The 14,958-nt window shown below is 42.3% G+C and carries 8 protein-coding genes; 6 read left to right on the forward strand and 2 right to left on the reverse strand.

Annotation, left to right across the window (positions count from 1 at the left end):
• The first annotated feature begins 157 nt into the window (after window positions 1-157).
• Entirely contained in the window at window positions 158-2,761 is a 2,604-nt protein-coding gene (locus tag OD355_RS03885; protein ID WP_263037142.1) for a TonB dependent receptor, read from the forward strand.
• Between the two features lie 125 nt (window positions 2,762-2,886).
• On the opposite strand, the gene OD355_RS03890 is transcribed toward OD355_RS03885, so the two are convergent.
• Window positions 2,887-4,263, reverse strand: coding sequence for an exonuclease domain-containing protein (locus OD355_RS03890; protein WP_263037143.1), 1,377 nt, complete (start codon window positions 4,261-4,263; stop codon window positions 2,887-2,889).
• Window positions 4,264-4,323: 60 nt separating this feature from the next.
• Window positions 4,324-5,232, reverse strand: a complete 909-nt coding sequence (locus OD355_RS03895) for an AraC family transcriptional regulator (protein WP_263037144.1) — start codon at window positions 5,230-5,232, stop codon at window positions 4,324-4,326.
• Between the two features lie 217 nt (window positions 5,233-5,449).
• On the opposite strand from OD355_RS03895, the gene OD355_RS03900 reads away from it, so the two are divergent.
• The 5 genes from OD355_RS03900 to OD355_RS03920 all read left to right on the forward strand — a co-directional run bounded on the left by OD355_RS03900 (window position 5,450) and on the right by OD355_RS03920 (window position 14,670).
• Window positions 5,450-8,671, forward strand: coding sequence for a SusC/RagA family TonB-linked outer membrane protein (locus OD355_RS03900; RefSeq protein ID WP_263037145.1), 3,222 nt, complete (start codon window positions 5,450-5,452; stop codon window positions 8,669-8,671).
• A 105-nt stretch (window positions 8,672-8,776) separates the two neighbouring features.
• Complete coding sequence (locus tag OD355_RS03905; protein WP_263037146.1) at window positions 8,777-10,663, forward strand: RagB/SusD family nutrient uptake outer membrane protein; 1,887 nt, start codon at window positions 8,777-8,779, stop codon at window positions 10,661-10,663.
• A 30-nt stretch (window positions 10,664-10,693) separates the two neighbouring features.
• Entirely contained in the window at window positions 10,694-11,884 is a 1,191-nt protein-coding gene (locus tag OD355_RS03910) for a DUF5000 domain-containing lipoprotein (RefSeq protein WP_263037147.1), read from the forward strand.
• A gap of 14 nt (window positions 11,885-11,898) precedes the next feature.
• Window positions 11,899-13,515, forward strand: coding sequence for a DUF4998 domain-containing protein (locus tag OD355_RS03915; protein WP_263037148.1), 1,617 nt, complete (start codon window positions 11,899-11,901; stop codon window positions 13,513-13,515).
• A gap of 42 nt (window positions 13,516-13,557) precedes the next feature.
• Complete coding sequence (locus OD355_RS03920; RefSeq protein WP_263037149.1) at window positions 13,558-14,670, forward strand: DUF4998 domain-containing protein; 1,113 nt, start codon at window positions 13,558-13,560, stop codon at window positions 14,668-14,670.
• Window positions 14,671-14,958 lie beyond the last annotated feature (288 nt).

Genomic DNA, 14,958 nt, shown 5'->3' on the forward strand with positions numbered 1-14,958 from the left:
GCACTACATTGTCCATTGCCAATTCTCCGTTGTCAATTAATTGTCGTTTACCTAATATTTCGGGTGTTTAACCGATTTGCCAAGCGCCGATTGCCATAAAGCCGTGCTAACTTTTATCTTTGGCACCGCACCAAACTAAAAAAGGCAACTGATTTTTATGCGCAAATATCTATTTCTAAACGTATTATTTATTTTTTCTTGTCTATATACATATGCACAGATGCCACATGGCGCCGGCCGGCCGCCGGGCGCTATGGCTGGGCCGTCTCAAAACATTGGTAAAGTGTTCGGACGAGCCGTAGACAGTACTAACAAAGGTATTGATGCAGCAACGGTGCATGTGTTCAGGATCGTGACGGATTCTGCTACCAGAGCTAAACGTCAAATGCTACACACTTCAGCCATCACCAAAGCCAACGGAGATTTCTTTTTTGAAAATTTACCTACCGGTCAAAGGCTGATGGTACAGATAAGCGCTGTGGGTTACGATACCTACGACTCTCAGGAAATAATGATTTTACCTATGAACGCTGATGTAAATCTTGCGACTATACGCATGACAAGGAATGTAGCCAACCTGCAGGATGTGGTGGTTACTTCCAATGCAAGGCAGTTTATGGAAATGGGCGTGGACAGGAAAATATTCAATGTGCAGGACAATGTAATTACCGCCGGGCAGACAGCACAGGAGGTAATGAAACAAATACCATCCTTAAATGTGGATATTGATGGCAATGTAACCGTAAGAAATGCGGCGCCGCAGGTGTTTGTAGACGGCAGGCCTACGACGCTTACGCTGGAGCAGATACCGGCAGACATCATTGATAAAGTAGAGCTGATAACCAATCCCGGTGCCAAGTTTGATGCATCCGGCGGCGGGGCAGGCATACTGAATATTGTGCTTAAGAAGAACAAACGCATTGGCTACAACGGTGGCTTAATGGTTGGCGCAGACACACGCGGTAGTTATAATTTGGGTGGCGACATCAACCTGCGCCAGGGCAAATTCAACGTATTTGCCAGAGGCATGTACAGGAAAAGAAGCGGCCTCAGCAGGAACGAACTGGAAAGGAACAACCTCAACGATACCAGCCTGGTTCAAAAAGGTGAATCTGTCAATGGAGGTGAGTTTAAGTTCTTTAACCTGGGTACAGATTATTTTATAGACAACAGGAATACAATCACGCTTTCAGGGAATTATGTAAACGGTGTGTTCAACAACAGCAACAGCCGCTTTATTGATTCATTGTACCGTAAAAACCCATATGCTTATAATTTGGTTGAATCAAACTCAAATCATGAGTTTACAAATGTAGGCGGGCAATTCAGCTTCCGTCATAACTTTGACAGCGCCAGCCATTTTATATCTTTCGATGCTAACTACAACGAAGCTACTTCTACAAATTCATCGGATATCAATACAGGCATGTATTCCGATGCTGACAGAAAGATCCTGCGCCGGCCCCAGGTACTGCAATACAACAATGGCAAGGGCTACAACAAATTTTCTACCTTCCAGGTTGATTATGAAAACCCATTCAGCGCCAATGCTAAAATTGAAGGCGGCGTTCGCGCTAATTTCTCAAGTTTCGGAAACGATAACCTGCAATATGTAGATTCTACAGGTACCGGCGGCAACAGCTATATTTTCCAGCCGCTTATCTCGAGCAGATATAAATTCAATGATCAGGTGTATGCTGCTTATGCTACTTTTTCTTCAAAGATTGGCGATAAATTTAAATACCAGCTCGGGCTGCGTGCAGAAAGTTCAAAATATAATGCAGAGAACAATGCATACACAAGAAACGCTAAAGATACGCTCACTACTTTTCAGATTGATTATCCCATCAGCCTGTTTCCAAGCGCCTATCTTACTTACACTATCACCTCCTCGCAGGACCTGCAGTTAAATTATTCCCGCCGTATCAGGAGGCCAAACTTCTTCCAGTTGTTGCCGACTCCTGATCTTTCAGACCCGTACAATGTGCAGGTGGGTAATCCCGGGCTAAAACCGGAGTTTACTGACTCTTATGAATTGTCTTATAACAAAACATACAAAAACAGGGGAAATTTCCTGGCAACTGCATACCTCAGGAAAGGCAATGACCTGATCATCAATTACCAGTACATGGACACTACAATCAGCACAAGCCCGGTGACTTCGTACCTGAATGCCTCTAGCAGCCTTACTTACGGCCTGGAGCTCACCAATAAATTTAATCCCGCCAGGTTTTGGGAGCTTACTGTGAACCTGAATTTCTACAATGCCCGGATCAACAGTAAGCTTAACAGCAGTTCTATTTCCAGTGAGAGGTTCAGCTGGTTTGGCAAGATCAATAACAATTTCAAACTGCCTAAAAACTTTACCGTTCAGCTTTCTGCCGATTACCAGGCAAAAAGTGTGATACCGGTTTCAGGCGGCGGTGGCAGAGGCTTTATGGGCGGTGGCAATGCAGGCACTGCACAGGGGTATATTCTTCCAAGGTTTGATACAGATCTTGCTATCAGGAAAGATTTTAAATTTAAGAACAACAACACGCTTACAGCGTCCATGTCTGTGAGTGACCTTTTCGGCACTGCCAGGTTCAGATCCTACACAGAAACGCCGTTTATGACACAAACAAGTACCCGTTACAGGCAGCCGCAGGTAGTGAGGCTCAACCTCAGCTACCGCTTCGGAAGAATGGACACGTCCATATTTAAGCGCAGGAGCAAAGGCATCTCCGGCGATGACCGGGGCAGCATTTCATCAGAAGATTAAAACAACCAGACATAGACAACAACAAGAGGCTGCACGAAAAGCAGCCTCACAATTTTTATTAAACCTAATTACTATTTGCTGATACTACGCCTGTATGTTTTTGAGCTGCAAGCTTGGGAGGGTCTTTAATCATTATCTGCTGAAAGCGGTTGTTCGTGTTTGTGTATGATGCGGGCTTTGTCACATCCTTCCCGGTGTTTATCTATCAAACACATGATGTAATCAGTGGAAGGGTAGTTTTTAAGTTGTTGTTTTATATCTTCAAAGGATACGTTGTCATTGTGTGCAGAAATATAACCCATACCGAAAAATATTCCTTTATCAACGAGTATACAACTGTATTCATCATTGCTGCGGCCGTTTTCAATGATACAATAAGATGGCGCTTCGTGTGTAAGTGATGCTACCGCCTGCATCACCACCTTATTGTACAATTCCTGTGAATGCTTTTTACACTTTGCATCCCGGCAATTATCACAGCTGCCCATAAAACACAATTCATAACAAAGGCCAAACTTTTTTACCAGGTAATGAAGCCTGTTATATGCCTGTACCCGGTTTGAAAATATTTGTACGGGAATGTGGCTCTTGTTGAATTTACCGATTGCCAGCCTTGCAAAGCCGTTGAGGTCTTCATAAAGAAATAATCCGTACTTAGGCTCGAAGCGCTTGATGGCACGATTGTACTGCGGCCAGACGCGTTGTATTTCCACGGCTTCCAGGATCAGCGCCATGAGCTCTGTACTGCAAACTTCAAAATCTATTCGATGGATATATCTTAAAAAATGTTGACGCTGTGCCTGGGGATTAGTACCCGTAAAATGCGATAAAACTCTTTTGCGGAGATTTTTTGCTTTGCCAATGTATATAATTTTTCCCCTGCGGTCTTTAAAATAATATATACCAGGCGAAGAGGGCAGTTTATCAAAATCTTCTTTGACCACGTAAGGGGGCAATTGTTGTTCCTTAGAACCTTTCTTAAGCATCATGCTTATATGGCCATCTTTATCTCCCTCCAGCAATTTTGAAAAAAGTACGGCAGTAGCTTCTGCATCTCCACCGGCACGGTGCCGGTTGATAACCGGGATATTCAAAGCATGGCATAATTTACCCAAACTGTAGGTCAACATACCGGGAAATATTTTTCTTGCCATGCGTACAGTGCACAGTTTGGGTGCAGTGTAATTATAACCACTTTTTTCAAGGAAATGTTTTATGAAGGAATAATCGAAATTCACATTGTGAGCCACAAAAATTCTTCCTGAAAGCAGGTTGAAAATTTTAGCGGCTACATCCTCAAATGCAGGCGCATCTTCAACCATTTCGTCTGAAATGCCCGTCAATGCTTCTATATAGCGGGGGATACGTCTTTGCGGGTTTATCAGCGTTTCGTATTTGCCTACAATACTTTCACCATTGTGTATAAGAATGGCTATCTCGGTTATACCGCTTCCTGCAGCATATCCGCCTGTTGTTTCAATATCTACTATGGCATATTCCATGTTTAAAGAATCAGAAACAAAAATACTAATTATTTTAGTACGGAAGGTATTCTGATTTATTTATTGGCCTATCAGTATATTGGCGCTGTTTTCTTCTTCTTTTTTAAATTTCGCGATATATTCTTTAGGAGAAAGGCCGGTTATTTTTTTAAAATGCCTGTTGAAATTGGCTATATTGTTAAATCCTGATTCATAGCATATTTGCGAGATAGCCAGGTTGCCTTTCAACAATAATTTGCAGGCGCATCCTACTCTGAGCTCTGTAAGATATTCCATCAATGACTTGCCGGTTTTATTTTTAAAGAACCTGCAGAAGGAGGTTTCATTCATACACGCTACCTGTGCTACGGAGCTGAGTTTTACTTCATTTACATACTCCCGGTTTAAATAGGCCAGCACATTCATCAACCTGTTGCCTTCTGTATCTATCTGCTCATTATTTTCTGTAAAGTCTTCGCTTAACAATCGTTTTGTATTGGATGATGACATGAGCGATAATATTTTCAAACATTCCAGGAGCCTGCAGAGTCCATCCATATTTACGAGAGATAATATCCTTTTCCTGATTTCTTTATTTTCAGCATTATCAGTGAAATTGATACCATATTTAGCGTCTGCTAAAAGCGTTTTTATTTTAAGAAATTCCGGATACTTGTTAATTGCATCTTCAAACATGTGGCGTGAGAACTGAACGGTTACAGCATGTACACGCAACTTCGGATTTTTGTGGTAGTAAATATCATCGTTTCTATACATGTGCGGTAAGTAGCTGCCGAGTAAAGTAAGATCCTGCGGACCAAAGGATTCTATACTGTTTCCTACGAAACGTGTACCGATACTTTTTAAAATATACACGATTTCATATTCAGCATGAAAGTGCCATGGATATTTGAAATGGTCATAGTCGCACCACTTTATTTTCAGGGGTGTACCTGTAGGCATTTCGAGTTGTTCGTGCATTATTTTCATGCTGAAACAGTTTTTTTGCAAAGATAATAGCAATACTTGCAAATATAATACTTGTTAGCATTTTATTTGGATACTAACTTTACATAAATGTTAAAAACGTAATCTCTTTCTCAAAATTAACATAAATCAAAGGCTAATAATTCAGTTTTCAATTTAAAAAATTAAAAGGTTTCAAATAAATATAACAAACAAATATTCACCGCATATGAAACGAAGCATGGCAAATAAGACTCATTCCCTCAATGACCGGAATAATAGCAGAGCGTTGAACACAAAAGATAATCCGACATTTTCTGTGATCCGGCGGCCTGTAATGTTGCTTGTATTTATTTTTTGCATTACACTCGTTAATGCACAGATAGTAAGAGACACAACTGTAAGCGGCAAAGTCTTTAACGAACTAGGGGAGCCTTTAAACGGCGCTACTGTTTTGCACCCGGCTACCAATAGAGGAACGTTTACCAATAGTTTGGGAGAATTTTTTATAACTGTTCCTGATACAGCAGCTGTCAACATCTCTTATTCCGGTTATCAGCCTGTGTATGTTTTTATCAGGGACACCGCCATAAGGAATGTAGTACTTAACCCGGTTCTTGATGATGGAGAAATAGTGGTAGTAGCTTACGGCACACAGCGCAAACGGGAAGTAGTTGGTTCAGTTACCACCATTCAGCCCGAAGAATTGAAAGTGCCTTCCAGTAACCTTACAACAGCACTTGCCGGCAGGCTGGCGGGGGTAATTGCCTACCAGCGTACCGGCGAACCCGGTGCAGACAATGCGGAATTCTTTATAAGAGGTGTTACCACCTTCGGATATAAAAAAGATCCGTTGATTTTAATTGATAATATTGAACTAACCACAACCGATCTTGCCAGACTCAATCCTGACGACATTGCCAGCTTCTCTATCATGAAAGACGCGACGGCAACAGCCCTTTACGGTGCGCGCGGTGCCAACGGTGTTATAATGGTTACCACCAAAGAGGGCAGGGAAGGTAAAGCGAAAATATCATTCCGCTCAGAAGGGTCTTTTTCCATGCCTACTAAGAATGTAGAGCTGGCAGACCCTGTTACATACATGAAGCTGAATAATGAAGCCATTCTTACACGTGATCCGCTCGCTCCAGTTCTATATTCTGATGAAAAAATCGCGAATACGGTTCCCGGTTCCGGCTCTTATATCTTTCCTGCTACTGACTGGAGGCAGCAAATGTTCAAGGACTATGCTTTCAACCAACGGTTTAACCTGAATGTTAGCGGCGGCGGTAATATTGCCAGGTACTTCATCGCCGGGAATTTTAACCAGGACAACGGAGTATTAAAAGTGGACAACAAAAATAATTTTAACAACAATATCAACCTGAAAACTTATTCTCTGCGCTCCAACATCAACATTGACCTGTTTAAATCTACTGAAATGATCGTACGCCTGTCTGGTGTGTTCGATGATTACACAGGACCCATTCATGATGGTGGAGACTTTTATACCCGTGTTATGCGCTCTAATCCGGTGCTTTTTCCGTCATATTATCCACTGGATGATGATCATCCGTTTGTTACGCATACCATGTTCGGTAACTATGGGGTCGGCAATTATCTGAATCCATATGCAGAAATGGTGCGTGGTTATAAAGATTACAGCCGTTCGAATATGAATGCTCAGCTTGAAATCCGGCAGGACCTTAGTGCTATAACTCAGGGATTAAGAGGACGTGCACGTTTCAACACCACCCGCATATCTTTTTTTGACGTAGTGCGTAAATATGATCCTTTTTATTATGCATTGGGCAGTTACGACAGGCGTAATAACAGTTATCATGTAAATATTATCAATCCGGATGCAGGCACCGAATATCTTGATTACCAGGAAGGAGAAAAAAGGATCAATTCCACGGTTTATCTGGAGGGGGCACTGGAATATAACAGGCTGTTCGACAAAAAACACAGCATTAGCGGGCTGGCTGTTTATACTCTCCGCCAGTCATTAAACGCCAATGCAGGTAACCTGCAGAACTCTCTTCCATTCAGGAACCTTGGTCTTGCAGGAAGAGCTACATACGGTTACGATAACCGTTATTATGTAGAATTTAACTTCGGTTATAATGGCTCCGAGCGCTTCTATAAAACTCATCGCTGGGGTTTCTTCCCGTCTGCGGGTTTAGCGTGGAGTGTATCTAATGAGAAGTTTTTTGAGCCTATAAAAAAGACGGTTAATAACCTGAGGTTAAGAGCTACATACGGTTTAGTTGGTAATGATGCTATTGGCAGTGAAAATGAACGCTTTCTCTACTTGTCGCTGGTGAACATGAATAATCCTGTGAGGGGCGCTACTTTCGGAAGAGACCTTGCCTACAGCCGTTCTGGCATTTCTATTGCCCGCTATTCAGACATTGACATTACCTGGGAAACTTCCGTTAAATCCAACTTCGCCGTGGAAATAGGCATCTTACGCAAGCTGAACATCATTGCGGAGTATTTTCGTGAATACCGGTACAATATCCTTCAACCACGTGCATCCACACCTGCATCTATGGGTTTATGGGTTACCCCACGTGCTAACGTAGGAGAAGGCTTAGGGCACGGTATGGATATTTCCTTAGATTTTAACCACAACTTTAACAAAGACATGTGGCTACAGGCAAGAGGCAATTTTACCTACGCAACCAGCAAATACAAAGTTTTTGAAGAATATGATTTTCCCAATGCTCCCTGGAGGTCAAGAGTAGGCTATCCGATGAGTCAGCGGTGGGGATATATTGCAGAGAGCTTGTTTGCAGACGATGCCGAAGTAGCCAACTCTCCGGTACAGGGTTTTGGACAATATGCGGCCGGCGACATCAGATTCAGAGACATTAATGGCGATGGTAGGATTACGGAACTCGACATGGTGCCGATCGGTTATCCGACAGAACCTGAAATTGTATATGGCTTTGGCTTCTCTTACGGTTTCAAAAGTTTTGATGTTTCAGCCTTCTTCCAGGGTTTGGCAAGAGAATCATTCTGGATTGATCCGGAAGCAACCGCACCCTTTATTTCATTCAGGTATCAGAAGGAAATCGATAACGGCATACTCAGCAATACCGTTCTTACCAACCAGTTGTTAAAAGCCTATGCAGATAGTTACTGGTCAGAAGATAATCGTGATCTGTATGCCCTTTATCCCAGATTAAGCACTTACCCTATCGCCAACAATACACAATCCAGCACATGGTTTATGCGCAACGGCGCCTTTTTAAGACTAAAGCAGGTGGAGCTTGGCTATACATTCCGTAAATCGTTAACCCAAAGAGCAGGCATTTCCTCTGCACGTATTTATGCCAATGCTACCAACCTGTTTACTTGGAGCAAATTTAAACTGTGGGATATTGAAATGGCAGGCAATGGTCTGAGATACCCAATACAGAAGGTATATAACTTAGGCATCACTCTTTCCTTATAATAAAATCTATTACAATGAAATAGCCATAATCAAAGTTGCATACCAACTGTTAATGAATAAAGGCTATTCGATGTGGCAACTGAAAAACAAATAAAATATACACAAATGAAAAAATACATCATCCTTTTATTAATAGCGGCGGGCAGTGCCTCCTGTAACAAGTATCTGGATATTGTGCCGGATAACATCGCTACCATTGACTACGCATTCAACATGCGTACAACCGCCGAAAAATTTCTCTTCACGTGCTACAGCTATATGCCCCAGCACAGCAACATGAGCATGAACCCGGCATTGACAGCAGGAGATGAAATCTGGCTGCACGATTATTACACCACTCAGGGATTTCAGATACACCGTGGTTTTCAGAACGTGGTTAATCCATACCTCAACTTCTGGCAAGGCAACAACGGGGGCATAGACTTGTATCAGGGCATACGCGACTGTAATATTTTTCTGGAAAACATCGGCAGAGTACCCGATATGGAACAATATGAAAAAAACCGCTGGATAGCTGAGGTGAAATTCTTAAAAGCATATTATCACTTCTACCTTCTGAGGATGTACGGGCCGGTTCCGATTATTAAACAAAACCTACCCATAACAGCCAAACTGGAAGAGGTAAAAGTTTACCGCGACCCCGTTGATGAAGGATTTGCTTATGTGGTACAACTGCTGGATGAAGCAGCTGCAGAACTGCCAAAAGTAATTGTTTCAGAAGCTACGGAATTGGGCAGAATAACACGACCAATTGCGCTGTCCATAAAAGCATATGTGCTTGTAACCGCTGCAAGTCCATTGTTTAATGGTAATACTGATTATTCCAATTTTAAAGATAACCGAGGTGTGCAGTTATTCAGCCAAAAGGTTGATCCGGAAAAATGGGTGCGCGCTAAAAACGCGTGCAAAGAAGCCATTGATGCATGTGAAGAAGCAGGCAATAAATTATATTATTATAGCCAAAGCTCGCCACAATACAATGTTACTCCCCAAACAAGGGTAAAGATGAATGTGCGCAATACACTCGCAGCGAGATGGAATTATGAAGTTATCTGGGGAAACTCCAACAGCATGACCAACAACCTCCAGCTTCAGTCTACACCTCGCGGTTTAGACCCCGCCAAAAGGGCTAATAATAAAACGCCTGGCAACGCAGCAGTGCCTCTTAAAATTGCAGCATTATTCTATTCAAAAAACGGGGTACCTATCGAAGAAGATAAAAACTGGGATTATGGCCAGCGCTTCGCATTAAGGGTAGGAGATGCCGAAAATAAATACCTTATTAAGGAAGGTTATACCACCGTTAGACTCAACTTCGACAGAGAGCTGCGTTACTACGCAGATCTTGGCTTCGATGGAGGCATCTGGTACGGCCAGGGTAAATTTGATGACAATAACACCTGGTTTGTATCTGCTAAAAGAGGCGATCCGGCTTCTAACATTACCAACCAAACCTTTAACTCTACCGGAATTTGGCCCAAGAAATATGTGAATTATGTAAACGTAATCCAGGAAAACAGCTATACGGTAGAGCAATACCCATGGCCGGTAATGCGCCTGGGCAACCTGTACTTACTCTATGCAGAAGCGCTCAATGAGGCGGAAGGTCCCTCGGAGGAAGTATATAAATACCTTGATCTGATCAGGGAAAGAGCAGGATTAAAAGGAGTGGTTGAGTCATGGGCGAATCATTCTGTGAATCCTTCGAAGCCCACTACGAAAGAGGGTTTGAGGGAAATCATTCACAGGGAACGCACCATTGAAATGATGTTCGAAGGACAGCGCTACTGGGACCTCAGAAGGTGGAAGAAGGCAGTAGATGAGTTGAATAGACCGATCACCGGATGGGATATTGACCAGAAAACTGCGGAAGCCTACTACCGTGAAAGATTCCTTTTTCAACCTACTTTCTCAACCAAAGACTACCTGTGGCCGGTCCGCGAAAATGAAATCTTCGCCAACAGGAATACCGAACAGAATCCAGGATGGTAATCTCTGAACAATTAATAAAATAATTAATCTATGAAAAATTTAGTGATATTATACGTGCTACTGCTCTCTGTGTTATTCTTTTCCTGTTCAAAGGAAAAGTATGTAGAGCCACTGGTGAGCGACACGGCTCCCGCACCGGTAACTCAGGTAACCGTTGAACCCTTACCCGGAGCGGCAAAGATATCTTATAAACTTCCCAAGGACGAGAGTCTCCGCTATGTGAAAGCGGTATATGAAATAAGAAAAGGAGTGGAAAGAGAGGTTATCGGTTCACAATACAATAACTTTATTGTAGTGGATGGCTTTCCATCAACCAATGAATACGAGGTGAAACTTTATTCGGTAAGTTTCGGTGAGCAATACAGCGAACCTGTAAGCGTAAAAGTACAGCCCTCTACACCTCCCTTGTTAGAAGCTTACAATACTGTGAAGTTTTCTGAAACATTTGGCGGTACTACCCTAACATTTGAAAATAAGGGTGCGGCAAGCCTGGCAGTGATGATTCTTACACCGGATTCTTCAGGCAGGCTGTCTGAGGTAGAAACCTATTACACAAAGTCAACAGAAGGAAGAGTTTCGGTAAGGGGGTTTCCTGCGCAGCCAAGGCTTTTTGCAGCCGTCGTCAGAGACCGTTACGGTAACCTTTCTGATACCATAACCCAAACGGTTACACCTGTCTTCGAGGAAAAAATACCCAAAGATAAGTTCGTAGAAGTGCGTCTGGCCAATGATACTTATGAACCACATATTCCCAATGGTCAGATGTTTCAAATATGGGATGACCGTATTGCTCCCAATGGCGGTATAGGCGTTTTTCATACAAAACCCGGCTCCGGCATACCTCAATCTTTCACCTTCGACATGGGAAGGATAACTTTGCTTAGTCGCTACAAACTGTGGCACAGAGGTCCGGGAACACAATGGGCATACCAGCTGGGAGCACCTAAAAAATGGGAAGTGTGGGGCAGAACAACAGCGCCTGATCCCCAAGGCTCCTGGGAGGGCTGGACGAAGCTTATGGATTGCAACTCCTATAAACCTTCTGGCGAAGGTCCCGTAACCAATGAAGATGCCTTGTATGCTACTTCAACAGGAGAAGATTTTATTTTTCCTAATGACATACCACCCGTAAGATACCTGCGCTTCAATATAGTGGAAACCTGGGGATATCTGGATTATATTTATATACAGGAGCTAACGTTATGGGGACAACTGCAATAATTAAATTATTATCTATGATGAACAATCTATCAGGCGGATTCCTTTTTTTTCTTTTGCTGTTGTCGCTGGTTGTTGGATCGTGTGATAAAAAGGACCTGGAACTGGTCGATGAAGGGAATAACAAGCCTCATGTAACAAGAGCAGATCATGCCAAATTGTACGCAGGCAGAAACAGGGCGCTGATCTCCTGGCCACACAACAACAAAGAAGTGGTATTGACAAAGGTCTTCTGGAATAAACATGCAGATTCACTTGTGCTGGCTTTGACCCCTGAAATGGATTCGGTAAAATTAATGGTCAACAACCTTCAGGAAGGAGATCATTTATTCGAAATCTTTACTTACAATAAAGACAACCTAAATTCAGGAAAAACTTTGGTATCAGGTTTCATCTATGGCGATAGTTATGCCTCTAAATTGGTTAACCGCTCGCTATACCATTTATCCTACCTGGATAATACCCTGAAATTCAGTTGGAATAATCTGGATGATAAGGCCATCATAGGATCTGAAGTGGTTTATAAAGATGTAAATGGGATAGAGCGAACCGTACTGGTAGATAATGCACCAACCAATATTATCCACGGAGTATCTTCAGACAAGAGGGGTTTCATCAAGTACCGGACTGTGTATGCTCCAAATCAATTTGTGATTGATACGCTGTATACAAAATTTACCAGCTTACCTTACATCAACCGGAAAGCTGTATTTGATAGCCTGCCTGGTTGGAAATTCAGATGCAGGGTGATGGCAGAAGCAAAAACAATCGCAGATTACGGCGGCTCAGTAGCGTTTGCGCAAAAAATGGATGAGGCAATGGTAAAAGCGAGTAAGAAGTTTCAGGTGCAAGGGTTAAATGATGCGGGTAACAACGAAATTCATTTCTATATGATCGAAATGAACCCCTTTGAAGGAAGATCGAGCCAGTTTACCACCAAACAGTGGCTGAACGATAACACCTTAGACCTGATGCTGGTAGTGAACGACAATGCGGCACCGGACGATGACTCCTGGGGTTGGCGAAGATCGCCATACCTGACGCTAGGGCACGATTATAAAGGCTTGTTTGGTGCCAGTGCGATTGACGCCCTGGCGCATGAGTTTGGCCACGCCAGAGGAATGTACGACCTCTACCTCGGTGAAGTGCCCAAAGCATCTAATAACCCCATCAGTGGAGAGGCTTTTGAGTCAAAGACATGCATTATGAACTATCCCTACGGCGAAACCGTATGGTCTGAGTTTTCAAGATTCATCATCAATGCATCTGCCGGAAGTAAAGTAGCTAAAAAATACTGGGATTATTTTCCTGCAGTATTTAAGATTACCATCAAGCAAAAGAACGGTGCTGTAGCAAAAGATGCTAAACTCAGTTTCTATCCTGTTTTTGGAAACAGTAATGCGGTAAGAGAAACCGATGTAATCAAGTACAGGGGCACTACCGGTTCAACAGGCACATATACATTTCCGGATAACCCCTATGCCATTGATGGAAATCCTGCTAACAATGTGTATAATTATGTTGTGCAAATAGAATACAATGGGAAAAAGGAATACAGATTGATGCCTATGGATGATGCTCTGATTGCAGGTAGTAAAAACCAGGACTTTGTTCTTAATGTAACTTTAAAATAATTAGTAACCAGTCTTTCTTAATAGAAAGGAAAAAAAATTACAATGAAAAAAATATTTAAAAAAATTGGTCTGCTGACGCTGGTAGCAATGCTGGCAATTGCCTGCTCAAAGATGGACGCTACATACCGTCAATTCATCGAAAGTGGCCAGCTGAAATACGCAGGCAAGGCCGACTCTGTACAGGTGCTTTCAGGCAGAAACAGGATGATGCTAACCTGGAGGGCATCAGCTGATCCAAAAGTGAACCGTGCTGTGATTTATTGGAATAACAGGGCTGATTCCGTAGAAATCCAGATTAATCCGGAAGAAAAATTCATTTCTGTTCCCTTTAATGATATGGCAGAAGGAAAATATGTTTTTGAGATTATCACTTATGATAATGTTGGAAATCGCTCTTTGAAAGTAGAAAAGGTGGGAAAGGTATATGGAGATAAGTATCAGGCATCGCTGCTCCCCCGGCCGATTGAAAGCACCGTATTTTTAACAGATACCCTGCAGGTGAAATGGGGTAGCGCACCCGATACTTCAATAGTTAGAACTGAACTCATTTACAAAGATGCAAGAAATGTAGAACATACTATTCATATAACAAGGCAGGAGACAGTATCTTTTTTAATGAATTTTACCGGAGGCACTTTACAATACCGAACCCTCTACCTTCCGGACCGGCTGGCAATTGATACATTTTATACCCCATTTGAAAGCCGAAGAATTAAAGGAGCTCCAATTGAGTTAAGCAAGCAGGGATGGACGGCTACTGCTTCCAGCTATGATATCGCAGGTAACAGGCCGCCATCCAATGCTATTGATGACAAACCGTCTACTATTTGGGTAAACCAGACGAAAGATCCGGCCTACGTATATCCACACACCATAACTGTAGATATGGGAGTTGTTAAAGAGGAACTAGAAGGATTCGCTATAATCACCAGGGTAGGCGATGCGTCTGCAAGGCCAAGAACCATTGAACTTTACACCAGCGAAGATGGAAACGAGTGGGTAAAACATTTAACCTATGTCCTTGAAAATACAGGAGACAAACAATTCATCAATCTAAGCGCACCCGTGAAAGCTCGCTACTTCAGAATGATAGGCAAAGATGCCTTTAGTGGAAGTAATATTGCTCTTGCTGAAATAGGAATGTTTACACGTTAAGTTAAGTTGTTTGATTTCTAAATCTACTACATCAAATAACAACCAAAAAACAAATAAAATATACACATGGAAATAGCCATAAACAAATTTGCATACCAACCGCGAATGAATAAAGGCTATTCCATGTGACCATAAAGAAAAATAAAATATACATATGAAATAACCATAAAGATTAGGAATCTATACCAACCGTGAATGAATATTGAATCTAAAAAAAATGGTTATTCCATGTGGCAACTGAAAAACAAATAAATATATACACATGAAATAGCCATAACCAAAGTTGCA

Source organism: Haoranjiania flava, from assembly GCF_025631005.1.
GTDB classification, from domain to species: Bacteria; Bacteroidota; Bacteroidia; order Chitinophagales; family Chitinophagaceae; genus Haoranjiania; species Haoranjiania flava.

Coding starts and splice junctions, on each gene's coding strand:
- OD355_RS03885 (WP_263037142.1), top strand. CDS start 158: ATGCGCAAATATCTATTTCTAAACGTATTATTTATTTTTTCTTGTCTA.
- OD355_RS03905 (WP_263037146.1), top strand. CDS start 8,777: ATGAAAAAATACATCATCCTTTTATTAATAGCGGCGGGCAGTGCCTCC.
- OD355_RS03920 (WP_263037149.1), top strand. CDS start 13,558: ATGAAAAAAATATTTAAAAAAATTGGTCTGCTGACGCTGGTAGCAATG.
- OD355_RS03895 (WP_263037144.1), bottom strand. CDS start 5,232: ATGAAAATAATGCACGAACAACTCGAAATGCCTACAGGTACACCCCTG.
- OD355_RS03910 (WP_263037147.1), top strand. CDS start 10,694: ATGAAAAATTTAGTGATATTATACGTGCTACTGCTCTCTGTGTTATTC.
- OD355_RS03900 (WP_263037145.1), top strand. CDS start 5,450: ATGGCAAATAAGACTCATTCCCTCAATGACCGGAATAATAGCAGAGCG.
- OD355_RS03915 (WP_263037148.1), top strand. CDS start 11,899: ATGATGAACAATCTATCAGGCGGATTCCTTTTTTTTCTTTTGCTGTTG.
- OD355_RS03890 (WP_263037143.1), bottom strand. CDS start 4,263: ATGGAATATGCCATAGTAGATATTGAAACAACAGGCGGATATGCTGCA.